Below are 26,082 nucleotides of genomic sequence, written 5' to 3'. Positions count from 1 at the left end.
TAAAATACTATAAATAAAGGTGTATTATATTAAACACTAAAAAAATACAATAAATTTTGATTCTTGTAACAAATTGAAAATATCTTCTACTTATTGACTATAAAACATAGATCACTTAATGTTAGTAATTCAGGATTTAAACAAATCATACGATACAGGGAAAAGTAAACTGCACGTTCTCAAAGGAATTAATCTCAATATTTCCGAAGGCGAGTTTGTTTCTATTATGGGAAGTTCGGGTTCCGGAAAGTCTACCCTCCTTAATATTATAGGGATTCTGGATGAAAAGGATTCCGGGATTTATGAGCTGGACGGTGTTCCCATCGAGCATTTATCCGAAGTAAAGGCTGCAGAATACAGAAGTAAATTTTTAGGATTTATTTTTCAGTCTTTTAATCTGATAGGATATAAAACGGCTTTAGAAAATGTTGCTCTCCCTTTATATTATCAGAACGTACCCCGAAAAGAACGTAATCAGATCGCCATGGAATACCTGGAGAAAGTAGGACTCGCCCAATGGGCAACCCATCTTCCCAATGAGCTCTCTGGTGGACAAAAACAAAGGGTAGCTATTGCAAGGGCGCTGATCACAAATCCTAAAGTGGTATTGGCCGATGAGCCTACAGGTGCCTTGGATTCAAAAACAACCCATGATATCATGAAATTGTTACAGGATATTAATAATGAAGGAAAAACGATCATTGTAGTAACCCACGAACCTGATGTTGCAGCACAAACAAAAAGAAATGTGATTTTAAAGGATGGAGTTATCGAAAGTGATGAATTTATCAAACAGGTTGTTCTATAAATAGTGAATGTACATTGACTTTAAAAAAGTAAAAAAATAAAAATATGTTTGACCTGGATCGTTGGCAGGAAATATTCAGTTCCATTCGCAGTAATGTATTGCGGACGGTGCTTTCCGGATTTACGGTGGCATTAGGGCTGTTTATCTTTATCGTTCTTTTCGGAATCGGTAAAGGTTTACAAAACGCTTTTACAGAAGGTTTTGCAAGGGATGCTCAAAATCTTATTTCCATCTTTACAGGAAAAACAACCATTGCCTACAAAGGATTACAGTCGGATCGTAACGTAACCATGAATAATGATGACTATGACTTTCTGGTTAAAGCAGATAAGGAAAAAGTAGGCTATTCAACTCCAAGGTATCAAACCAGTTTGCTGGTGAAGTACGGAAAAGAAAGTGGGAATTATCAGGTTAACGGAGGAGATCCTGAAGAAAAGTTCATTGAAAACAGGAAAATTCTTGAGGGACGTTATATCAATCCTTCCGATCTTGAAAGAAAACAAAATGTTGCCGTGATCGGACGAATGGTACAGAGAGATTTGATCAAAAACGGAAGTCCGGTAGGAAAAGAACTGAATATTAACGGAACAATGTTCAAAGTAGTTGGAGTATTTTCCGACGACGGTGGAGACTGGGACGAAAGACATATTACAGTACCCATTACTACTTTGCAACAGATGAAAAAAGGTTCAGATACTGTAACAACGGTTTATATAGCCTATAACGAAAAGCTAACACCTCAGCAAGCTATAAAATATGGTAACGAGCTTAAAGATAGATTAAAAGCCAGGAAGAATGTTTCTCCTGACGATGAAAATGGGGTCCGGGTATGGAATAATGCAGAAAATATGAATGATACATTTATGTTTATGGCTGTACTTACAGGTATTGTTGGTTTTATCGGGATGGGGACTTTGATCGCGGGAATCATTGGAATCAGTAACATTATGGTTTACATCGTTAAAGAGAGAACCAAGGAGATAGGTGTTAGAAAGGCTATTGGAGCGAAACCAAAAAGCATTGTGGCATTAATTGTACAGGAGAGTGTTGTGATCACTGTGATCTCAGGTTTAATTGGGGTAGGTTTGGGAGTTTTAGCGCTTAGCCTTATGGGAGACAGTCTTGAAGAATTTTTTATCAAGAACCCTAGTGTCGGCTGGACCGAGATCTTTATGGCATTTCTGGCATTGGTTTTTTCAGGATTGATTGCCGGTTTTGTTCCCGCTTACAGGGCATCGAAAATTAAACCTATAGAGGCATTACGAACAGAGTAATAGCTGATGTTCGTACATAATTATAAAAAAAGTATAAATCAAACTCATAACTAACACCAATGAACATCTTATTTAAAAAGGATACCTGGCAGGAAATTTATTATTCACTGAGAAATAATAAACTTCGGACATTCCTTACCATGATCGGGGTGGGTTGGGGTATGTTTTTATACGTAAGTTTGCTGGGAGCAGCAAAAGGAATGGAGAATGGTTTCGATAAATTATTTTCAGGCTTTGCAACGAATTCTATTTTTCTATGGGCTCAGAAAACCTCTATTCCATACGAAGGTTTTCCAAAAGGGAGAGAGATGAAACTGCACTTGCCGGATATGGAAATGCTTAAAAGAAAAATTCCTGAAATAGATTACATTTCACCACAGAATGCTCGGGGAAGTTTTACAGGAACACCCGGAGAATCTATGTCAAGAAACGGGAAAAGTGCTACCTATTCTCTTACAGGGGATTATCCTGTGGGAAATAAAATTTCTGAAAAGAAACTTATTTTCGGACGCTATATAAACGATGCCGATTTATCAGGCAATAAAAATGTTGCCGTGATCGGAGAAGAGGTATATAAAAACTTTTTTAATTCCAAAAAGAAAGAAAATCCTATTGGTAAATCAATAAATATAAAAGGGCTTTTCTTTAATATTATCGGTGTTTTCAGAGTGAAAAAAGGAGGCGGTTTTGAAAATGACCGTACTGTTTTCATTCCTCTTTCTTCATACACGAAAATGTATAATGCGGGAGACAATATCGATATGTTTGCTATTGTCAGCAGGCCGGATGCCGATTTAAAGATTGTGGAAGAAAAAGTAAAACAGGTATTAAAGCTTAAAAATAAAGTTTCACCTGAAGATACAAATGCATTTGGAAGCTTCAACCTTGGAAAAGAATTTGGAAAATTAACCGGATTCTTAACCGGAATGCAGCTATTAACAATTATTGTAGGAACACTTACGATTCTTGCGGGAGTTATTGCGATCTCAAATATCTTACTGATTACGGTAAAAGAGAGAACAAAAGAAATAGGGATCCGAAGAGCATTAGGAGCCAAACCTTCAGAAGTAAGAAATCAGATTCTGCTGGAAAGTGTTGTAATTACACTATCCTCAGGGTTATTAGGATTCATGTTGGGAATATTTGTCCTGATGGTCCTTAATATGGCTACACAGAATCAGGATGCCTTTCCATTTTATAATCCTACGGTAAACTACGGAAATGTATTTGCTGCCATGGCGGTGATGGTAGTTTTAGGATTGATTATCGGAATGATTCCAGCTCAGAGAGCTGTTAAAATCAGACCTATTGAAGCGTTAAGAACTGAATAAAAACCATTTAAATAAAAAATAAACTAGATATATGAAAAAGAAATTCACTTGGAAAAAAGCCATTTATATACTGTTGGGGCTTTTATTTGCAGTGGCATTATTCTCGGGAATCGGTTATCTGATCAAATCCAATTCTAAAGAGAGTGAAGCGTTCCTTACGCGAAAACCAACGGTCCAGAATATGGATGATAAAGTCATGGCGACAGGGAAAATTATACCAAAAGAAGAAATCGAGATCAAGCCTAATATTGCAGGGATTATTGATAAAATTTTAGTTGATGAAGGGGATAAAGTAGTTGCGGGACAATTGGTTGCAACGGTTAGGATTATTCCAAATATCGCGGATGTAAACAATGCACAGCAGGAAGTTCAGAATGCGCAGCTTCAGATCAGCAATGCCAAGCTGAATGTAGATAACATGCAGAAACAATTTGATATGCAACAGAAATTGTATAGTCAGGGAGTTATTTCCAAGCAGGATTATTTAAACTCTCAACAACAATTGTATTCTCAGCAACAGACTCTTAAAAACGCAAACCAGCAATTCCAGACGGCTCAGAAGAGATTACAAATTGTGAAAACCGGAGCAACTCCTGAACTTCAGGGTTTTGCTACAACGCAAATACGTTCAAAAGCTGCAGGAACGGTACTTGATGTTCCTGTAAAAGTAGGAAGCCAGGTTATTGAAGCGAACTCTTTCAACGCGGGAACAACGATTTGCTCTATTGCCGATCTTAATTCACTGATCTTTCAGGGAGAGATTGATGAAGCTCAGGCGGGAAAACTGAAGCAGGGGATGCCAATGAATATTGTGATTGGTGCCTTGCAGAACAAAACTTTTCCGGGGAAATTAACAATGATTGCTCCTAAGGGAAAAGACAATCTGGGAACGATAAAATTTCCTGTAGAAGGCGATGTAACCAATCCTAATAATGAATACATCAGAGCTGGATTTTCAGCAAATGGAGAGATTGTATTGAATTCCCAAAAGAATGCATTATTGCTTGATGAATCTCTTATTCAATATGAGAAAAACAACGGTAAAGACAGATCTTTTGTTGAGGTAAAGCAACCTGATGGAAAATTCAAAAAAGTATATGTGAAATTAGGTGCCAGTGACGGGATCAATGTTCAAATTCTTTCAGGAATAGATAAAAATTCTGAAGTGAAAGTGTGGAACCCATCAGATAAGGACAAAGAGGAACTTAAAGAAAAGAAAAAATAATAAACTAATCAGATACATTTTATCTACAGTCCCGGGAATTTATTTCCGGGATTTTTTTGCTCCTGAAGGTTGTTGCCTATTCCGTTAAACAATGTTTGAAAATGTAATGAATAAGAAGCTTAAAATGTCTTAATTTTAATTTCAAACTTTGACCTATGAAGAAAAGCTATCTTATTCTTTTCGTTTTTATTATTGCAAAATTTATTCTTCAATATTTATTGATTAACCCCGAATACGAATTACACCGGGATGAGTTTCTTCATATTGATCAGGGAGATCATATTGCGTGGGGATATTTGTCCGTTCCACCAGTTAGTTCTTGGGTGGCATGGTTAATTAAAATATTAGGTAGATCAGTATTCTGGGTTAGATTTTTTCCGGCTTTATTTGGGGCGCTGACTATAGTTGTGGTGTGGAAGATCATTGAAGAGTTAAAAGGAGGATTGTTTGCTCAGATTTTGGCTTCTTTTGGGCTATTATTTTCTGTGCTTTTGCGATTAAATATGTTTTTTCAGCCTAACTCTTCGGAAGTGTTTTTATGGACTTTATTCTTTTATATTTTAATTAAATACATATATACAGAGAAAATAAAATGGCTTTATTCCGGTGGGATAATTTTTGGTTTGGGTATTTTAAATAAATATAATATTGCTTTTCTGGCATTGGGTTTTATCCCTGCACTTTTGTTAACAGGCCAAAGAAAGATCTTTGCAAACAAGCACACCTATTGGGCTGCACTTGTAACTTTAGTTATTATTTTTCCTAATCTCTTATGGCAGTATAATAATAACTTCCCTGTTATTCATCATATGAAGCAGCTTTCAGAGAATCAATTGGTCAATGTGAATAGATTTGACTTTTTTAAATCTCAATTACTATTCTTTATAGGAGTTACGTTTGTTATCATATTGGCTTTCTACGCCCTGTTATTTTACAAACCATTTGAAAAGTTCAGATTTTTCTTTTGGGGATATGTAATTGCAATATCTCTGTTTGTCTTTTTTAAAGCTAAAGATTATTATGCAATTGGTCTTTATCCTGTTTATATTGCCTTTGGGTCAGCTTATTTGGATCACATTTTAGAAAGCGGATGGAAAAGATTTCTTAAACCACTCTGTATACTTTTTCCCATACTATTATTTATTCCCATGTATCGTATTTTGTTTCCTAATAAGAGTCCTGAGTTTATTGTGAATAATCCGGAGCGTTATAAAAAATTTGGATTGTTGAGATGGGAGGATGGAAAGGATCACTCATTACCTCAGGATTTTGCAGATATGCAAGGGTGGAAAGAATTAGCACAAAAAGTAGATAAAGAATATTATAAATTATCAAAGATAGGAAAGACTTTAGTTTTATGTGATAATTATGGTCAAGCTGGAGCTATTAACTATTATTCAAAGATGGGAATAAAAGCTGTCTCATTTAATGCCGATTATATCAACTGGTTTGATCTTAAAGACAAATATTTTAACTTGATAAGAATAAAAGATAATGATAATGATGATGAGTTAAAAGAGACTGGTCCTTACTTTGAAATTTCAAGAAAAGCTGATTCTATTACCAATCCTTTTGCCAGAGAAAAAGGTACTCTTATTTTTAGTTTCAGTCGGGCAAAAATAGATGTTAGGCCGAAATTAAAAAATGAGATCGATGATAATAAAAGGGAATTTTGAAATAATTCATTATTGCAACTTTATTGCATTATTAAAAAATTATTTTATCTTTGTCTTAAATTTTATTTCAGACCATGGAATTAAACCCTTATGATGTTATAATAATTGGAGGCAGTTATGCTGGTCTTTCAGCTGCAATGGCTTTAGGAAGATCTTTGAGAAATGTATTAATTATTGATGGAGGAAAACCTTGCAATGAGCAAACACCTTATTCTCATAATTTTCTGACACAAGATGGAAGGACTCCCCGGGAGATTAGTGATGAGGCTAAATCTCAGGTGAAAAAATATAGTTCTGTAAAGTTTTATGATGGTATTGCGAGTAAACTTCTGAAAATAGATAACGGATTTGAAGTCGAAACTCAGTCACTAGAAAGATTCAAATCTAAGAAATTGATTATTGCCACTGGAATTAATGATATAAAGCCACTTATTCCAGGATTCAAAGATTGTTGGGGGATTTCTGTTTTACACTGTCCGTATTGTCATGGGTACGAAGTGAAAAATGAGAAAACAGGAATTATGGGTAATGGCGATTTTGCCTATGAGTTTTCAAAAATGATTTCACATTGGACGAAAGACCTTACTCTGTTTACCAATGGAAAGGCAGAGCTCACAGAAGATCAGATCAGAAAGTTACAAGAAAAAAAAATTAATATCAATGAAAATGAAATTACGGAATTGAAGCATAGGAACGGGATCATTGAAAGTGTCGTCTTTAAAGACGGATCAAAAGTTTCTTTAAAAGCTGTCTATGCTAAAGTTCCTTTTGAGCAAAATATAAACGTTTCACAGGATTTAGGCATCGAAATAACTGAGTCAGGCCATATAAAAACAGATGCTTTTTATAAAACCAATGTGTATGGTGTTTATGCCTGTGGTGATAGCTCTTCAATGATGAGATCTGTAGCAAATGCTGTCGGATCTGGAAATACCGTTGGTGCTATGGTAAATAAGGAGCTTATTGAAGAAGAATTTTAATTAAATTTTAAGTGTTTTAAGTATTCCTTGCTGTATTAGTATAGCAGGGAATATTTTTTTATAAGAAGTGATGGGCACTTTTTCACTAAGATTTTAAGCTAGATAGGGATTGAGAAATAAATTGTGTTTTATATTATTTTATCCCAAAAATCATATTTTTATGAATAAAATCTTGTTGAAAATTCCGTACATTTGGGGTGAAAAATCTCAAAAACTAAAAGTAAATGGATATTATTTTCGACCTGATTGAAAAGGAAAAACAAAGACAAACTCATGGATTGGAGCTTATAGCATCGGAAAATTTTGTTTCTGATAATGTAATGAAGGCGATGGGGAGTGTATTAACAAATAAATACGCAGAAGGGTACCCTGGTAAAAGGTATTATGGTGGATGCGAAGTAGTAGATGAGGTCGAAACATTAGCAATAAACAGAGCAAAGGAGCTTTTTGGAGTTGACTATGTAAATGTTCAGCCTCACTCCGGATCTCAGGCTAATGCAGCTATTTACCTTGCCGTTTTGAAACCCGGAGATAAAATTATGGGAATGGATCTTTCCATGGGAGGACATCTGACTCATGGTTCAGCCGTTAATTTTTCAGGAATTCAGTATAATGTTGTTTCTTATGGCGTACAACAGGAAACAGGTTTGATTGATTACGATCAAATGAGAGAAGTTGCTTTGAGAGAAAGACCGAAAATGCTTATTGCCGGTTTTTCCGCTTACTCCAGAGACCTGGATTATGCAAAATTCAGAGAGGTGGCAGATGAAGTAGGTGCTACTCTGTGGGCTGACATTGCGCACCCGGCAGGTTTGGTTGCAAAGGGATTACTGAATTCCCCATTTGAACATTGCCACGTAGTGACTACAACTACTCATAAAACACTAAGAGGGCCAAGAGGAGGAATGATCATGATGGGTAAAGATTTCGAAAATACGTATGGTCATAAGACACCTAAAGGAGAGATCAAAATGATGAGTCAGGTTTTAGATGGTGCAGTATTTCCTGGAATTCAAGGAGGACCTCTTGAACATGTGATTGCTGGTAAAGCAATTGCTTTTGGAGAAGCTTTGGATACTCAGTTTGAGACTTATGCAAAACAAGTTAAATCTAATGCTCAGGCTTTAGCAAAAGCAATGATCAGTAGAGGATTTGATATTGTGAGCGGGGGAACAGATAATCACTTAATGCTTGTGGATCTTAGAAATAAAGGCGTTAATGGTAAAGAGACTGAAAAAGCATTAGTTCTGGCAGATATTACATGTAACAAAAATATGGTTCCTTTTGATGATAAATCGCCATTTACAACCTCTGGAATCAGACTAGGAACGGCAGCAATTACAACAAGAGGATTAAAAGAACAGGATATGGAAACTATTTCAGAGCTAATCTCCGAGGTTGTTGATAATATCAAGAATGAAGAAGTTATTGCATCTGTAAAAAAGAAAGTAAATGAATTAATGGAAGGGAAAGCTTTGTTTAATTACTAAATTTTACTTCAATTTAAATACTAAGAATGGGCACTTTGCTCATTCTTTTTTTATAATATATGGATAAGAAATCTTATACTTTTGAAGAAATCAAACAAAAGCTGGTTAACTATTGTGTTTATCAGGACCGATGTCATGCTGAAGTTGAACAAAAGATGAAAGAATTCATGCTGATCAACGAAGCTAAAGAGGAGATTCTTTTATATCTGATTCAGGAAAATTATCTGAATGAGGAGAGGTTTGTAAGAAGTTATATCAGGGGAAAGTTTTATATAAAGCACTGGGGGAGAAATAAGATTCGGATGAATTTAAAGCAAAAGCAAATTTCCGAAAAGCTTATTCAATCCTGCTTTAATGAAATAGATGAGGACGATTATTTTAAAACCCTTAAAAAGATGTTTGATGATCACTATTCCAAATCCAGTGAGCTGAAAGAGTACCAGAGAAAAACGAAAACAATCAGTTATTTAATAGGCAAGGGGTACGAATATGAAATAATCCTGCAGGTTCTTGAGAATTAATATATATGTAATTTACGTTCCGTTTATTTTCTGTTTAAAAAAAATAGCTTTGTTGAAATTTTAAGGATAATAAATTATAATAATTATACTGTGAATTTAGTATTGGTTTTTATAAGACTTTTATATGTAATATCTTACATTGTTTCCTTAAAAAAAAATTAAAATTTTAATAGAAATTAAAGTAAGTGGCACGAAAAATGCATGTGGTTTGCAATATTTATATTTTGAAATTTATATCTGAAAAACAATGAAAATATGATATAAATAGCGTAAAAAGTATGGAGATTGTATATAAATTTTTTTATAGACAATAATATGTGTTAGAAATAGTTTTTATTGGAAATAGATAAAGTAGAAAAAAGAAATTAAACAATTGCATTAAAATTATGAATAATATCTATTACCTTTGCCCCGCTAATAAAATCACCTAATGTTGAATGAAAAAGTTGCATGAAGCTTTTAATGCTCTTTACAATGGCGATAACATTGTGAAAATCACGAAATTGAGATATATACCGAGATGGTTGGTTATCATTATCGATATTTTAATTATCTTTTTTTCAATTTTGCTTTCACGTCTTTTCTTAAGGAATCTGGATGTAAAAGTTAATTTTCCGGAATATGTTGTTCAGAAAAGGATTTTAGTAATTGGGATTAATATCCTGTTTATGTATGTCTTCAAAACCTATGCAGGTATTATAAGACATTCTACTTTCTTTGATTTTTTCAAGATTATACTATCATCAGGAAGTACATTGGTCAGTCTTTTGATTATCAATTACATTTCACAGATGGCCATGGGTACATCACTTTTCCTGTATCCTAATCTGTTTTTGTATTTCCTTATTTCGGTATCCATCATGTTCTTTTTTAGGATGGTTACTAAGCAATTCTTTAATATGCTAATTGATATTAAAGGTGCTTCTTCTAAAGTAAGAATAGCAGTGGTAGGCGTTGGAGAGGCTTCTGTAGCATTGGCTCGCGCCATTATGCATAATCCTAACTATCCCTATCGTTTGCAGGGTTTTCTTACAGGAAGATCGGACTCAAACAGAGCTTTACTATTGGGCTACAAGATTTATAATAAAAATCAGTTTTTTAAAAGCGAAAAATTAATCAAGCAGTTTGATGCTGTATTGTTGATTAAGGAGATTATGACAAAGCAGGAAATCGAAGAGTGGATGACCTTAGCTTTGGACAGCGGTTTGAGAGTACTGAAAGCTCCGACACTTAGTAAAATGAGAGATAGTGATCTCGTTGGAGGAATCAGCCAGCTTCAGATTGAAGATTTATTGAATCGTAAACCTATAAAAATAGAGAGTGAAGACGTAAAAAAGAGACATTTTGATAAAAATGTTTTAGTTACAGGAGGTGCTGGTTCTATTGGAAGTGAAATTGTTAGGCAAGTTGCGCAGTTCAATCCTGCATTAATTGTAGTTCTTGATCAGGCAGAGTCCCCATTATATGAATTGGAATTAGAGCTTCTGGAAAAATTTCCTGAGCAACGGTTTAAATTTGTACTGGCGGATATTTCTAACAGTTACAGATTAGAAAAAGTGTTTGAAGACTATCAGTTCTCAATGGTATATCACGCCGCTGCATACAAGCACGTTCCGTTAATCGAAGAAAATCCGCATGAAGCTATTTTTGTAAATATCTTAGGGACAAAGAACGTTTCTTTATTATCAAAAAAGTATAAAGTAAACCGTTTTGTGATGGTTTCTACCGATAAGGCTGTTAACCCTACCAATGTTATGGGGGCGTCAAAAAGAGCAGCAGAATTGTTTGTTCAGTCTTTACAGAATTCACCGGGAAATACTACTAAGTTTATTACTACGCGTTTTGGGAATGTATTGGGATCAAACGGTTCGGTTATTCCTCACTTTAGAAAGCAAATAGAAAAGGGAGGTCCCGTTACGATTACTCACCCGGACATTATTCGTTACTTTATGACAATTCCTGAAGCATGTGAACTTGTACTTCAGGCAGGAACTATGGGTAATGGAGGAGAGATTTATGTATTTGATATGGGTGAACCTGTTAAGATTTTAGATCTTGCTAAAAGAATGATAAAACTATCTGGTTATACGCCAGATGTAGATATAAAAATTACCTTCATTGGTTTAAGACCGGGAGAGAAATTATATGAGGAACTTTTAAGTAATAATACTGTTACCATTCCTACACACCATGAAAAGATTTTGATCTCAAGAGATCCTATAATGGAATTCGATGAGGTGGATATGCTATGCAAGCAGATTATATTAGCTGCTGTTAAAAGAGATAAATTACAGGTAGTTAGAATTTTAAAAACTATTGTTCAGGAGTTTATAAGCAATAACTCCGAGTTTGAAATTTTGGATAAAGAACCATTAGTAGAAGAGTAATTGAGTGCAATGAAATCAATGAATAGTTTGTAAAAAAATAATTATCCTATTTTTGTGGAAAAATTATCAGGAATGAGTTTAAAGTATTTTATTTATGGTGCTGTAAGTTTAGCAATGTTTTCTTGTACAACGAGACAGGATATCAATTATATGAAAGATATTGATAGTATTACACTCGAAAATTCGATTAAAAATAGCAGAGTTGATTTTCAGCCTGGGGATCAATTAATTATTACAGTTTCAGCAAAAGATATGGATGTAGTAAAGCCTTTTAATCAGAATTATTCTTCAGCTAGTACAGTTGCTCAGTATACTTTGCCGAGTTCCAATAATCTTCCTCAACAGGTTCCTATGTCAGGACCGACTTATGTTATAGATACCAATGGTGATATTGTTTTTCCTCAGATTGGAAAAATAAGCACTAAAAACGAAAATATTGAAACATTAAGAACCAAGCTTACGGGATTAATTTCGGAGTACGTAAAAAGTCCTATTGTAGACATAAAACTGATTAATTTTAAAGTTTCTGTTCTTGGTGAGGTTGCTAAACCCGGAACTTATGTAATACCTGATGGAAATACAACTTTATTAGGTGCGATTGGTCTAGCAGGAGATTTAACTGCATATGGAGTAAGAAATAATATTTTAATTGTTCGAAATGTTGACGGACAGATCAGCAAAGAAAGAATAGATCTTACAAGTGCTAATTTTATAAATTCTCCTTACTACTATCTGAAACAAAATGATGTAGTATATGTTCAGCCAAATGCTAACAGGGAAAAAGCAGCTAGGGTAGATCCTAATACTGGACTTTACATTTCTGTTGCCTCTGTAATTGCTTCAATAACTGTGGGGATATTGGCATTGATTAAAAATTAATAAATAAAATTTTAGAATAGATTGTCACCAGCAGGTGAACATTAAATCACAAATTAGTAGAAAAAAATAGCTTGTACGGAATGTAATCAATAAATAAAATTAAAGTCAAGCGACAGTAGATTAAATAATATCATGAATAAAACTATTATTACTTACCTTATAATTTTGTCAGCGGTTTTGGCATCTTGCAAGCCTAAACAAAATATGGTATATATGGCACAGCATAATATGGAGGAGGAAGTGGCTAAAGCAAAATTTCAGGGGTTACATATACAAGAAAGTGATGTGCTTCTGATTCTCGTTTCTGCGCTTGATGAGATAGCAGTAAAACCATTTAACCTAAATACTGCAAATCGTGTTGGAAGTGAGTCTCCAAATGGTATAACTCAATATGTACAACCCAGTGAGTATATGGTAAATGAAGAAGGATATATTAATTTTCCTGTGTTAGGAAATGTTTATGCAAAAGGGATGACACAAATACAGTTAAAGCAGGAATTAGAGTCCCGTTTAAAAAGATATCTTACAGATCCTTTAGTTACCATTACTTTGAAAAATTTCAATGTTAGTGTTTTAGGTGAGGTTAAGCTTCCTGGCCAAAAAGAAAGTCCTACACAAAAGCTTAATATCTTTCAGGCATTAAGTCTTGCGGGAGATATGACAGATTTTGGAAATCGTACAAACGTAAAACTTATTCGTTCAGGAGACGATGGTTCGGATCAGGTTGTTAATTTAGACTTATCAAGATCGGATATAGTAAATTCACCTTACTACTACATGAAACAAAATGATGTTCTTTATGTAGAACCTGATCATAATAAGCAAATACAGGCAAACTCTAATCCAAATAGAGCTCTTACATTTCAAATTATTGCTTCAGCATTGGCAGCAGCAACCCTCGTTATTTCTTTAACCCGATAAACTAGAACATGCAGCATATAGAATTTCAGGAAAAAGAAGAAGTATTAGATATAAAGAAAATTATCGGGCAATATCTAAGAAAATGGCCCTGGTTTATTGGATCCATTTTAATGTTTATGATTGGAGCCTACATCTATCTAAGATATTCTATTCCTCAATATCAATCAAAAACTACTCTTAAATTTGATAAAAAGGAAACAGATCTTACTTCTGCACTTGCGGATTTGGATAATTTGGGGATAGGCTTAGGAAATGCTGATGAGATGAAAAGTGAAGTAGCTGTAGTTACATCCCGTCCAATACTTATGCAGGTTGTTAAAAACTTAAACCTAAGTGTTCAATACTTTAGTGCGGGAGAAATTAAGGATTCGGAATTATTTACACAGATACCGATTACAGGTAAAATACTTTCATTTAAAAATGAAAAGAAATTTAAATCTGCAGAATATAATGTTAGTGAAGTAGGTGATCATCAATTTACATTAATTGATGATAAGAAAGCTGAGTTTAAAGGAGAATTTGACAAACCTCTACATTTGAAGTTCGGAACAGTTATTCTACATAAAAATTCTGGAATTAAATTTCGTTCAAAATATATAATAGTATTTTGGAATCCGATTGAGAGAGTTAAAAAATTAGAGGAAAAGATTAAAGTAGATCTACCGGATCAAAAAGCATTGTTGATGGATATCAGTTTGATAGGTGGAGTTCCGGAAAAATCAGAAGCTATTCTAAATGAAGTCACAAAGCAATATAATTTGGATGGTCTGAGAGATAAAAATTTACAGGCAAAAAATACACAAGAATTTATTGATAAAAGGTTAGAGGTTATTACCCGTGATCTATCTGGAGTAGAAAATCAAAAGGAGGATTTCCAGAATCGCAATCGTATCGTTGATCTTGAAATCCAGGCACAATTGGCACTTCAAAATACAAACGATAATACCAAAGCGCTTTTACAGCAACAAGCGCAGCTGGAGCTTTTGAACTCTTTAGCGCAAGAAGCTGCAAAAGGGGGAAACCAGCTCATGCCTTCCAATCTTGGACTCAATCTTTCACTGGAACAAGCTATTTCTCAATATAATACACTTCTTATTACCAGAAATAAAACACTAAAGCAGGCGACTAATGAAAACCCTGCTGTAGTGGAAATGAATAAAGAAATAGCTTCATTAAAAGAGATTGTTCGTGAGAATATTCGCCAGCAAAAGGAGACTGTGCAGGCAACTATATCACAATTTAATAATCAGATTGCAACAAGTAACGGACTTATTGAGAAGGTACCTGGACAATCAAAAGTGTATCGTGGAATAGAGCGTCAGCAGAATCTTAAGGAGCAACTATTTTTATTTTTATTACAGAAGAGAGAAGAAAATGCAATCAACTTATCTGTAAATGTTCCAAAAGCAAAAATTGTAAATCCCGCATTTACCGATGATATTCCCATATCACCTAAAAAGAGTATTGTTTTTCTGGGAGCTCTGTTCCTTGGAATACTGCTTCCCTTTGCCATATTTTATTTGTTCTTTATGTGGGATGATAAAATCTATAATCGTGACGATATTAAGGAGCGTTCTTCTTTAGGTATTTTAGCAGATATACCAACATTAAATGATAAAGAAAATCATTTAGTGCAAAAAAATGATTTTTCTGAATTAGCAGAATCTTTCAGAGTATTGGTTTCCAATCTTAAATTTGTGCTACCTGTTAAGGAATCAGCTAAAATTATTATGGTTACATCATCTGTTAAGGGAGAGGGAAAAACTTTAGTATCAGTTAATTTAGCACTTACATTAGGAAATAAAAATGGGCGGGCTCTACTTATTGGTTCTGATATCAGAAATCCGCAGATTCAGCGTTATGATAGTGAACCAGTGAAAAGAAAGGGGCTTACAGAATATCTATACGATGAATCAACTAATGTCCAAGATCTTATTCATACTTCAGATACCAATCCAAATTGTGATGTAATCTATGCTGGAAGTATTCCTCCTAATCCTCAGGAACTTCTTTCTAATGGTAGATACCAAAAACTTATCCACCAAATGGAATCACAATATGCATATATTATTATCGACTCTGCACCCCTTGTACTAGTATCGGATACTCTTAATATTGCAGATGTTGCGGATACAACTCTTTACGTGGTAAGGTCTGGGGTGTCAAGAAATGTATTAATAGATTTTACAAATGATTTAGTTAAAGATTCTAAACTTTCTAATGTATCCTTTGTTATTAATGATGTATCCAAAAGTGCTGGAGGTTATGGATATAATTATGGTTATGGATATGGATATACTAAAGATAAAAAGGAAAGCTGGTGGCAAAGATTATTTAAAAAATAATTTTGTTACTAAGCTATGGGATTAACAAGAGATATTATAATATTAGGAGTGACTTTTAGAAGGTACAATATTGATGGATACACAGATTAGAATTAGTATAATTGGTTTAGGATATGTTGGGTTACCATTAGCACGTTTATTTGCTACGAAATATCCAGTTGTTGGTTTTGATATTAACCAGAAAAGAATCGAAGAGTTAAATCACGGCACAGATCATACATTAGAAGTAGATAACAATATACTACAATCTGTCTTATCTAAAACAAACCCTTTTAAAGAGGCTTCAAACTCTAACATCTCACAAAAAGGATTGTATTGTTCATCAGAAGTAGATGATATTAAAGAAGCAAACATTTATATTGTCACAGTACCTACACCTGTTGATAAACATAACAGACCCGATTTAACACCATTATATAAAGCCTCAGAAACGGTAGCAAAAGTTCTGAAGAAAGGTGACATTGTTATTTACGAATCCACAGTATACCCCGGAGTCACAGAAGAAGAGTGTGTTCCAGTGTTAGAAAAAGTATCTGGTTTAAAATTTAATGAAGATTTTTTTGCAGGATACTCACCAGAACGTATAAACCCTGGAGATAAAAATCATACTGTAGAAAATATCTTGAAAGTAACATCAGGTTCTACAAAAGAAGTTGCAATTATTGTAGATGACTTATATAAGTCAATCATTAATGCTGGAACACATTTGGCTCCATCCATTAAGGTTGCAGAAGCATCTAAAGTTATTGAAAACTCCCAAAGGGATATTAATATTGCTTTTATAAATGAATTAGCTAAGGTTTTTTCGCTTATGAACATTGATACTAATGATGTTTTAGAGGCAGCTGGAACTAAATGGAATTTTTTACCCTTTAAGCCTGGTTTGGTTGGGGGGCATTGTATAGGGGTAGATCCTTTTTATCTAGCACAAAAAGCTCAGGAAATAGGATATTATTCAGAATTAATACTGGCAGCAAGAAGACTAAATGATTCTATGGGGGCATTTGTAGCCTCTCAGGTTATTAAGTTGATGATTAAAAGAGATATTAAAATAAAGGGTGCAAGAGTTTTAAACCTGGGTATCACTTTTAAGGAAAATTGTCCGGACATCCGTAATTCTAAAGTTATTGACGTTATTCAGGGATTAGAAGAATATGGTGTAGAAGTCACAACTTATGATCCTTGGGCAAAAAATGAGGAGGTCAAAGAGGAGTATGGATTTGAAATCATTAAAGATATTGAACAAATTAATGGTAGAATAAGCTCTCAAAAGTTTGACGCCATAGTACTTACTGTATCTCATAAGGAATTTTTAGACGTTGATTTATCAAAACTTTTAAAGGAAGAGGGAGCCATTTATGATGTTAAAGGCTTTTTAAGTCATTACGATTCTAGACTATAACCCTAAAAAATAAAATTATATTACTGTGCGGTAGATTAGCAAAATTAAAAATCGCACGTGTTTTTTGATGATTGTAACTTTAATATTAAGAGTTCATCATAGATTTATTAAAAAAAGAATGGGAAATTAACTTATGAAAATTAAAAATCTTATCATTTTTGGGACACGTCCTGAAGCTATAAAAATGGCTCCGTTGGTAAAAGAGTTTAAAAAGAATGCTGATTTTGAAACCAAGGTTTGTGTGACTGCACAACATCGAGAAATGCTTGATCAGGTTCTGTCATTCTTTGATATCAAACCTGACTATGATTTAAATTTGATGAAACCTAATCAAAATTTATATTCATTAACAGCAGATATTATTACAGAAATGAAATCTGTTTTGGACGATTTTCAACCTGACTTTATTTATGTTCACGGTGATACTACAACCACTATGGCCGCAAGTATAGCTGGATTTTATTCCGGTGCAAAAGTTTGTCACGTAGAAGCTGGTTTAAGAACTCATAACAAACGATCTCCATTTCCAGAAGAAATAAACCGCCAGGTTACAGGACGTATTGCTGATTATCACTTTGCACCTACTGAGCAGTCAAAAAGCAATCTGATTTCGGAAAGTGTAGCTGAGAAAGATATCCTAGTAACCGGGAACACTGTAATTGATGCATTATTGGATAGCTCAGAAAGAGTTACGAAAATAGAAAACGATGAGATTGAATCTCTAAAAAATATTGTAGATACTAACAAAAGATTAATATTAGTAACCGGACACAGAAGAGAAAATCACGGACAAGGTTTTATTAATATTTGTGAAGCATTAAAGGAAATAGCGGTAGTAAATTCTGATGTTCAGATTATTTATCCTGTACATTTAAATCCAAACGTTAAAGGGCCTGTTTATGAAATTTTATCAGGAATAGATAATATTAAGTTAATTGATCCTTTAGCATACCCGGCTTTTGTTTGGTTAATGACACAATCATATATGATTATTACAGATTCTGGTGGCGTACAAGAAGAAGCTCCGAGCTTAGGAAAACCAGTATTAGTAATGCGTGATACAACTGAACGTCCTGAAGCTGTAGATGCTGGGACGGTAATTCTAGTAGGAACTGATAAAAACAAAATTGTTTCTGAAGCACAAAATTTACTGACAGATACCCAACGGTATCAAATGATGAGTGCCTTGCATAATCCTTATGGTGATGGAAAGGCATGTCAACGTATTGTCCAATTCATTAAACAAAATAGTAATATTTAAAATAAAAGTATGCAACCAAAAGTAGTAACGATAGGTTTAGGATATATCGGATTGCCAACATCCGCTTTAATTGCTAATAATAACATACCAGTACATGGAGTAGATATTTCTCAACATGTAGTGGATACCATTAATGCTGGTAAAATTCATATTGTAGAGCCGGATTTAGATGAAGCTGTGGCAGATGCAGTTAAAAATGGCTATTTAAAGGCGGACACAAAACCAGTGATTGCTGATACTTATTTGGTTGTCGTTCCAACACCATTTAAAGGAAATCATGAACCTGATATTTCATATGTAAAAGCAGCCACAAAGGTGTTGATCCCTCTATTAAAAGAGGGAGACTTGTATATTATTGAATCTACATCCCCTATTGGGACTACCGAAAAAATGATGGAATACATTTTTTCAGAGCGTCCGGAATTGGAAAATAAAATTTATTTGGCTTATTGTCCAGAAAGAGTACTTCCTGGGAACGTAATGTATGAACTGGTTCATAATGATCGTGTAATTGGAGGTGTAAATAAAGAATCTACCGAAAAAGCACTTGAATTTTACCGTCAATTTGTTAAGGGAGACCTTCATCCGACAAATGCTAGAACTGCAGAAATGTGTAAGTTAACTGAAAACTCCTCTCGAGATGTTCAGATTGCATTTGCTAATGAATTATCATTGATTTGTGATAAAGCAGGTATTAACGTATGGGAACTAATTCAATTGGCGAACAAACATCCACGTGTAAACATATTACAACCAGGTTGCGGAGTAGGAGGACATTGTATAGCTGTTGATCCGTACTTTATTGTTGCTGATTTCCCTATGGAATCTCGTATCATCGCGCAAGCCCGTGCAACTAATAATTATAAATCATTCTGGTGTGCTGAAAAAATTAAGACAGCACGTTTAGAATTCGAATTAAAACAAGGGCGTCAACCTTCTATAGCTATTATGGGACTTGCTTTTAAACCCAATATTGATGACTTGAGAGAATCTCCAGCTATTCATATTGCAGAAAGGGTATTACAAGATTCAGGAGATGCTGACTTGTTTATTGTTGAACCTAATGTACAAGAACACAAGATTTTTAAATTAACAGATTACAAAGATGCAGTAAAGAAGGCGGATATCATTGTTTTCCTTGTTGCTCATAATGAATTTAAGAAGTTGGAAATTGCTGACGATAAAATCGTTATAGATTTTTGTGGCGTTAAATTATAATCATTAATATTTAATGATAAAAATTAAAAATCTTATTAACGATTTTAAAAAAAATACGCTTATAAAAGGTATTTTTTGGTCTTTCTTAGGAGTAATAGCCTCTAAAGGATTAGGCTTTCTAGCAATGTTTTTTGTTGCAAGAGAATTGTCCGTAGCTGATTTTGGTAATATTGGGATTCTACAATCCTATATTACCACTTTTTCATTGCTAAGTCTTGCAAGCTTTGGAGTTACTGCCACTAAATACATTGCTATAAATCTTCATGAAAATAAGAGAAAAACAAGTGAAATATTTTCTTTAGTACGATTATCTTCTTTTTTACTAGCCATACTTGTGTTAGTGTGTTCTTTATTTTTTAATAAGGAGCTTTGTGTATTATTGACAGGCAAAGAAGAAATATGGCAACCTATGTTGTATTGTTCTATTGCTATTTTATTTTCTTCTCTGAATGGTTTGCAAACCGGTGCATTGGCAGGATTTGAAAACTTTAAATCCATTTCTATAATTAATATTGTAAATGGATTATTATCCTTTCCTTTAATTATTATACTAACGGAAAGATATGGAGTGAATGGATTTGCTTTTGCACTTCTAATCACTAATTTTTCTATATGGCTATGTTCCGCGATATTACTTAGAAAAGTATGCAAAGAACATGGAATATGGTTTTCTCTTGATAATATAAAATCAAATTTTGATATTATACTAAAATTTAGCTTACCTGCATTCATTAGCAGTTTAATGGTTAACCCAATTATTTTAATTTGTAATAGTATTTTGATAAAGAGAAATCATAATGGTTTATACGAAATGGGTATTTTTAATGCCAGCAATAACTACTCACAAATTTCAATGATTTTATTGAGTATTATTGGACAGGTTTTTTATCCTTACGCTATGAAGAACTTTGGAAATGGAAATAAAAAGTTTGAATTTCTAAATATAATCCATCCAATGTTTTTTGGTTTAATTATATGTCTGCCAACTGTTTTTTTACCTGAGGTATTTTCCTCTTTATTTGGATCACAGTATCATAACAATGATATGTATATTACGACAATATTAGTTTCTATATTTACTATTATAAATTCACAAAAACAGGGTATTGCCAGAAATTTTGCTGCAGGTAATTTCATGTGGTTTAGTGTTTTTAGTAATGGTTTCTGGGGTATTACGGCAATAGCATTCAGTTACTTACTTGTTGATTATGGAGCCATTGGCAGAGGAGTAGCCTTTGTGATTGCCTATTTTTTAAACACCGTATTATTTATTCCTTATTTTATTAAAAATAAACTGGTAAATAAGAAACTGGTGCTAACATGGTATAATCTATTATACTTTGGAATTGTACTTGGGGGGCTTTTTCTTTTTAAAATGAATGTCTCCGTAATTATTAGAGTGGTTTTATTGTTGGTGAGTTTATTATTGGTATTACTTACAATTAAGCGGTGGTATAATGTTTATATAAAGAATTGAACAAATGCAGAGAAATAGAAAAATCGACATATTAATTAAAGGAGCGTATGGAGATGCGAATGTAGGTGATGATTTATTGTTAGAAATGACTTTGGATCTACTTTCTCATGTTAATCGAAATATAGATGCAAAGATTGTTTGTAAAAAGGAAAAATATATTAAACAGCAATTCAGCAATGCCAAATTTCTAAGTTTAGCAGCATCTCGTTTTGAGTCAGCTGATGTTTATATTTTAGGTGGTGGAACCCAGTTCTTTTCATTTGAAAAGTCACAAAGAGACATATCATTAAGCTCCAGATACCAACTTTATTTTAATCTTTTATTAAAAGAACCATCTTTGTTGATCAGCTTTTTAACTTCAAAAGGTAAAAAGAAAAAAGATATCAAATTAAAACTGGCTTTAGGAATAGGGCTTGGACCTTTTGGTACAGAGAAGGATGAAGTTAATGTTAAGAATGACTTGGCATTGTATGATAAAATTTATTGCAGAGATAGTATTTCATTGCAATATTTAGAAAAATGGGATTTAAAAAACAGGCAATTTGGAGCAGATCTATGCTTAACGGACTTGTTCAAGAATAAATATCCATTAAATCATGAAGCCACTAAAGAAGACAGGCTAAAGCTTGGAGTAGTACTTAGAGATTGGCCTCATAACAATACAGGAGAACTCATTAACAGCAAAATCTTTAATTGGTTACCTGAACAAAAAGATTTCGAAAGAAATTTATTCATGTTTTCTGAATCAAAAGATGATGTATTAATTCAACAGGTTAAAAAAAGATCTGATTTAGGAATAAGGAATCTCATTATCTGGCACCCCTTAAAGTACAAATTTGTAGAGTTTTATGTGTATTTAAATGAATGTGATATTTTAATTACATCTCGTTATCATGCTGCAATTTTTGCTCTTAATCTGGGAATACCAACTATATGTTTAGGAATTGATCCAAAACTAAAAGCGCTTTGTGACGAAGTTAGTGGATTTTATTATTGGAATCCTGAAGAAGAAATCTCTGTTCTGGATAAATACATACAAAATATAAAAGGTAATTATCAGCAACATCAAGAGAATATAAGAAATAGCTATAAAACTCTTAATGCCAGAGCAAACGCAATGGTGGAAGATGTATTGAATGTTTTAAGAAATTTTGAATAATGTCAAAGAAAGTACTTTTTATTGCACCCAGTTCATATCCGGTTAATTCTCCTGAAGCTATTGTTAACATTAAGCTGCTGGAATTATTAAGTAATAATGGATATGAAATCGACCTCATTTCTAAAAAAATAAAATGGAGTAATTATCCGTCCACTCAGTCTTTAGAAGATTTAAATGTCAAAATTAATAGAAGTATTGTTGTAGAAGTAGATAACAAATTTACCTTAAAAACACTATTTCAGCATTTATACGTTTATTTTTTGTTTGGAACAGTATTTAAAGGAGCTCACTGGGCCTATGAAGTCATTTTTAATAATAAGTCATTTTTTAAAAATGAAAAATACGATTATGTTATTACAAAAGATACGCCTAGTTTTTTAATCGGATATTATCTTAAAAAGAAACTGGGGTTAAAATGGATTTCTACATGGAATGATCCTTATCCGCCACTTAAATATCCAGTTCCTTATGGTGGAGGATTAGATGCCAAGATGCCGTTTTATAACAAAGGTATTATTACTATAATGGATTTTGCAGATAAGCATATTTTCCCTAATGAACGGTTAAGAGATTACATGTTGAACTATCTTAATCCCGATAAGTCAAAGACTGTAATAATTCCTCATTTGGCATATGAGCCAATTATTGGAAAAAAAGAAAACAACGGGAAGTTAAGATTAATTCATTCTGGAAATGTTCGATCTCCGCGTGATCCTAAGATTGTTGTTCAGGCATTTGCCAAGTTCATTGCAGAAAGTGGTGCAAAAGATATTACTCTTGATTTTATAGGAATATTTGATAATGATTTGAAGGAATTAATTAAAAATGTGGAAGGTAATAATCAAATCAATCTGTTACCTCCTGTGGAATACAAAAAGAGTTTAGAACTTTTAAAAGAGTACGACGTAGCGTTAATAATTGAAGCACCTTGTGGTGAAGGTATTTTTCTGCCTACTAAAGTTGGTGATTATATGTCTCACAATACGCCGATATTTAGCATTAGTCCTTCAGTTGGTGTTTTAAATGATCTTTACCAAAAAAATGATGTACAATATTTTGCAGATATTAGTGATCATAGTATGATATATAATGAATTTAAAAAAATTTATAATGATTATAAAAATGGCCAACTAAAAAATAGTAGCTTTAATCACACTTATGGTAAAGAGTATATTTTGAATTTATATAATACATTATAATGCTTTTCTATATTGTAACATTCTTGTTGTGTATCATTATGGATAATCTACCCGATAGAAAACATATATTGGGTAAGAAGCTATTTCTTGTATGGATATATATATTTTTATGTTTTGGCTATACTGTTGGAACAGACTGGAGACATTATGAAGACTTATATAATTTTGCTACAGATAAAGACCTTTTAAGAAGAGATTATGAGCAGGGATTTTATTATCTCATATACTTGATACGACATATTATACCTGATTTTTGGTTGTTTCTTGGACTTGTAAAATGTCTCTATTTATATTCAGTTATAAAATTCATAAAAAGATTTATTAAAGGTGAGTTTTTAGCGATTGGGATCATGCTTAATTATAACCTCCTTTTTATGCTGATTGATAATCCTTTAAGGTTTATGTGTGGGTCAGTTATATTAGTTTGGAGTACAGTATATTTACTGGATAAGAAGTATGTTAAATTTATTATTGTTGCATTATTAGGACTTTTATTTCACATTTCATTAATTGCTCCAATTTTATTATCCTTACTAGTTGTATTTAGGAAAAAAATGATATATCGGTCAAATGTTACTTTATCAATTTGGTATATTATAGCTTGTATTATAGGTTTTTTTCCACAAATTTTAAATGAGTTTTCAAATTATTTTGCCTCTTTGTTTCCAACAATAGCATATAAATTATTAAATGTTTATGTAGCGGAATCTAATAACGCAATATTCACTATTGGTTCATTGATTATGTTTTTCTTATTCTTCGTTTTGTTACGTTATAGAAAAGCAATTTTAAATAATCCTCATGGTGATATACTGTATTTTTTTGCATTATTATACATGTATTTATTTAGGATTTTATTGATCTTTCCAACAGGCTTTAGAATTACTTTATATTTTGGACTATTTTTTGCCGTTTGTTTAGCAATAATTATAAAATCTGCAAATTTCAAAATTAAATACTCTCTTTATCTATTAATAGGCTTAACTATTTTTAAAACAATTTGGAGTAGTTATCAATATCTCCCTTATACAAACAGTATATATCATATTTTGTCATCAGATCACCTACCAAAAAGTTATAGAAGCAATCTCAATAAGAATGCATATCACAAACGTACAGGAGAGACAATAAAAGAGAAAAGTATAAATATACCAGATTAAACGTTTATAAGAAATAATTAAATTTTATAACAATGCAAACAACAAAATACTTAAAATTAAACAGTCCATTGTTATTTTTAATAACAATCATATTGTTGGTATTTTCAAACAGAATGTATGGACAACAACCTAAATTATACATAGGAATGACCGGCCTGAATCAATTGCAGGAGACATACATTAAACAGAATGGGTTAGAAAAAGCAATTATCTTTTATCAAAAAGATGTTACAACAGATGGAAGTAATCTTGATGTTGAATTATTTACAAAGAATATTAATGATAAGACATCTGCTGGAAGTACTGGGATTGCAGTTATTGATTGGGAAGGTCCTGCCATTAAAGCAATTTCAGGTTCTGATGATAAAAGTGCCAATTTGGCTATCCAGCAGTTCGTTAAAGCTGTTGAAACAGCTAAGAAACTTCGTCCCAATTTAAAATGGGGGTTTTATGGATTACCTGTTAGAACCTTCAAAGGAAACAGTAGTGGATGGAAAGATGTAAATGCGAGGCTGGCTCCGGTTTTTAACGCTGTAGATATTATAGCTCCTTCTTTATATATGTATAATGCTAATCCAAGAGTATATAATGCCCGATCTCCAATATTAGAAGTGGGAAGTGGGGATTATTTATATACTAACCTTGATTATGCTTTAGAGGTAGGTAAAAAGTACAATAAAGACGTTTATCCATTTATATGGCAAAAGAGAAATTCAGGAAACTCCAATATGGCGATGTCACTTATTCCAATCGATATTTTTAAAAATTATTATAAGATGATCACCTCTCGTGTTTCTTCCGGGAAAAAAGTAAGTGGTGTAATATGGTGGGATAGTCAAAAGTATTTTTATTTAAATAGACAAAAATACCCAGCACTTCAGAAAGAATATTCAAATGTAAAAGACGTTGAACAATATGATTTAGATGTTTTTAAAACATATTATAATGCAACTAAATAATTCTAAATTTTAAACCAATAAAGGGCATTTCGGATTAAATTTTCCGATGAATAATATTAAAAAAATATGAAAACCAAAGTTTTAATCATTTACAACAAAGTATGGTCTTATCGAGAAAGAATTTTTGAACTGATCAATGAAGAGTTTGACCTAACTGTTGCCTATTCTGATGAGAAATTTAAAAATAAAAAGTTTTCTTTTAAAACAATGTATCTGCCCGTTAAAAAAGCAGGACCTTTTGAGCTTCATAAAGATAATTTGTACAATATTGCATCTCAATATGATGAGGTAATTGGATTATCTAATCTCAGATGGATTAGTCTTATGTTACTTTGCTTAAGAAGAAATAGAAAATATAAGATTGGATATTGGGGAATCGGAGTGACTGCTTCATATGAAAATAGTTTTGA

The 26,082-nt window shown here is 32.9% G+C and carries 20 protein-coding genes and 1 pseudogene; all 21 read left to right on the top strand.

Annotated elements, in window-relative coordinates:
- Nucleotides 1-118: 118 nt before the first annotated feature.
- Nucleotides 119-808, top strand: a complete 690-nt coding sequence (locus AC0INN_RS15540) for an ABC transporter ATP-binding protein (protein ID WP_172280066.1) — start codon at nt 119-121, stop codon at nt 806-808.
- A 44-nt stretch (nt 809-852) separates the two neighbouring features.
- Nucleotides 853-2,082, top strand: a complete 1,230-nt coding sequence (locus tag AC0INN_RS15535; protein ID WP_172280065.1) for an ABC transporter permease — start codon at nt 853-855, stop codon at nt 2,080-2,082.
- 59 nt (nt 2,083-2,141) lie between these two features.
- Nucleotides 2,142-3,413, top strand: coding sequence for an ABC transporter permease (locus AC0INN_RS15530; protein WP_172280064.1), 1,272 nt, complete (start codon nt 2,142-2,144; stop codon nt 3,411-3,413).
- Nucleotides 3,414-3,444: 31 nt separating this feature from the next.
- Nucleotides 3,445-4,638, top strand: coding sequence for an efflux RND transporter periplasmic adaptor subunit (locus AC0INN_RS15525; RefSeq protein ID WP_172280061.1), 1,194 nt, complete (start codon nt 3,445-3,447; stop codon nt 4,636-4,638).
- A 155-nt stretch (nt 4,639-4,793) separates the two neighbouring features.
- Nucleotides 4,794-6,314, top strand: a complete 1,521-nt coding sequence (locus AC0INN_RS15520) for a glycosyltransferase family 39 protein (RefSeq protein WP_273649119.1) — start codon at nt 4,794-4,796, stop codon at nt 6,312-6,314.
- A gap of 74 nt (nt 6,315-6,388) precedes the next feature.
- Nucleotides 6,389-7,294 (top strand): NAD(P)/FAD-dependent oxidoreductase, encoded by a 906-nt coding sequence (locus AC0INN_RS15515; RefSeq protein WP_306613960.1) that lies wholly within the window; start codon nt 6,389-6,391, stop codon nt 7,292-7,294.
- Between the two features lie 224 nt (nt 7,295-7,518).
- Nucleotides 7,519-8,784, top strand: a complete 1,266-nt coding sequence (gene glyA, locus AC0INN_RS15510) for a serine hydroxymethyltransferase (protein WP_273649117.1) — start codon at nt 7,519-7,521, stop codon at nt 8,782-8,784.
- 59 nt (nt 8,785-8,843) lie between these two features.
- Nucleotides 8,844-9,305, top strand: coding sequence for a regulatory protein RecX (locus AC0INN_RS15505; RefSeq protein WP_273649115.1), 462 nt, complete (start codon nt 8,844-8,846; stop codon nt 9,303-9,305).
- Nucleotides 9,306-9,742: 437 nt separating this feature from the next.
- A complete protein-coding gene (locus tag AC0INN_RS15500) occupies nt 9,743-11,692 on the top strand; it encodes a polysaccharide biosynthesis protein (RefSeq protein WP_273649113.1) in 1,950 nt (649 codons plus the stop codon).
- Nucleotides 11,693-11,764: 72 nt separating this feature from the next.
- Entirely contained in the window at nt 11,765-12,571 is an 807-nt protein-coding gene (locus tag AC0INN_RS15495) for a polysaccharide biosynthesis/export family protein (protein ID WP_273649111.1), read from the top strand.
- A 213-nt stretch (nt 12,572-12,784) separates the two neighbouring features.
- Nucleotides 12,785-13,492: a polysaccharide biosynthesis/export family protein gene (locus tag AC0INN_RS15490; RefSeq protein ID WP_228456987.1), complete on the top strand. Its 708-nt coding sequence runs from the start codon at nt 12,785-12,787 to the stop codon at nt 13,490-13,492.
- 8 nt (nt 13,493-13,500) lie between these two features.
- The gene (locus AC0INN_RS15485) at nt 13,501-15,837 is read left to right on the top strand and encodes a GumC family protein (RefSeq protein WP_273649109.1); all 2,337 of its coding nucleotides are present in this window, start codon (nt 13,501-13,503) and stop codon (nt 15,835-15,837) included.
- A gap of 73 nt (nt 15,838-15,910) precedes the next feature.
- On the top strand, nt 15,911-17,239 hold the full coding sequence (locus tag AC0INN_RS15480; protein ID WP_306613955.1) for a nucleotide sugar dehydrogenase: 1,329 nt from the start codon (nt 15,911-15,913) through the stop codon (nt 17,237-17,239).
- A gap of 133 nt (nt 17,240-17,372) precedes the next feature.
- Nucleotides 17,373-18,500, top strand: coding sequence for a non-hydrolyzing UDP-N-acetylglucosamine 2-epimerase (gene wecB, locus AC0INN_RS15475; RefSeq protein ID WP_306613953.1), 1,128 nt, complete (start codon nt 17,373-17,375; stop codon nt 18,498-18,500).
- Between the two features lie 9 nt (nt 18,501-18,509).
- Complete coding sequence (gene wecC / locus AC0INN_RS15470) at nt 18,510-19,718, top strand: UDP-N-acetyl-D-mannosamine dehydrogenase (RefSeq protein WP_273649104.1); 1,209 nt, start codon at nt 18,510-18,512, stop codon at nt 19,716-19,718.
- A gap of 13 nt (nt 19,719-19,731) precedes the next feature.
- Nucleotides 19,732-21,195 carry an oligosaccharide flippase family protein gene (locus AC0INN_RS15465; protein ID WP_273649102.1) on the top strand — a complete coding sequence of 488 codons (1,464 nt, stop codon included), beginning with the start codon at nt 19,732-19,734 and terminating at the stop codon, nt 21,193-21,195.
- Nucleotides 21,196-21,199: 4 nt separating this feature from the next.
- On the top strand, nt 21,200-22,354 hold the full coding sequence (locus AC0INN_RS15460) for a polysaccharide pyruvyl transferase family protein (protein WP_172280035.1): 1,155 nt from the start codon (nt 21,200-21,202) through the stop codon (nt 22,352-22,354).
- Nucleotides 22,354-23,553 (top strand): glycosyltransferase family protein, encoded by a 1,200-nt coding sequence (locus tag AC0INN_RS15455; protein WP_306613950.1) that lies wholly within the window; start codon nt 22,354-22,356, stop codon nt 23,551-23,553. Before AC0INN_RS15460 ends, AC0INN_RS15455 begins: the two co-directional genes overlap by 1 nt.
- Nucleotides 23,554-23,591: 38 nt before the next feature.
- Nucleotides 23,592-24,713, top strand: coding sequence for an EpsG family protein (locus tag AC0INN_RS15450; protein WP_273649096.1), 1,122 nt, complete (start codon nt 23,592-23,594; stop codon nt 24,711-24,713).
- A 32-nt stretch (nt 24,714-24,745) separates the two neighbouring features.
- Nucleotides 24,746-25,672 (top strand): hypothetical protein, encoded by a 927-nt coding sequence (locus AC0INN_RS15445; protein ID WP_172280029.1) that lies wholly within the window; start codon nt 24,746-24,748, stop codon nt 25,670-25,672.
- 66 nt (nt 25,673-25,738) lie between these two features.
- A pseudogene (locus AC0INN_RS15440) lies at nt 25,739-26,082 on the top strand (glycosyltransferase family 4 protein); the annotation flags it as partial.

It is taken from the genome of Chryseobacterium subflavum, assembly GCF_055762745.1.
The sequence above is the reverse complement of the archived record's forward strand: the minus strand, read 5'-3'. Positions and strand labels throughout refer to the sequence as shown.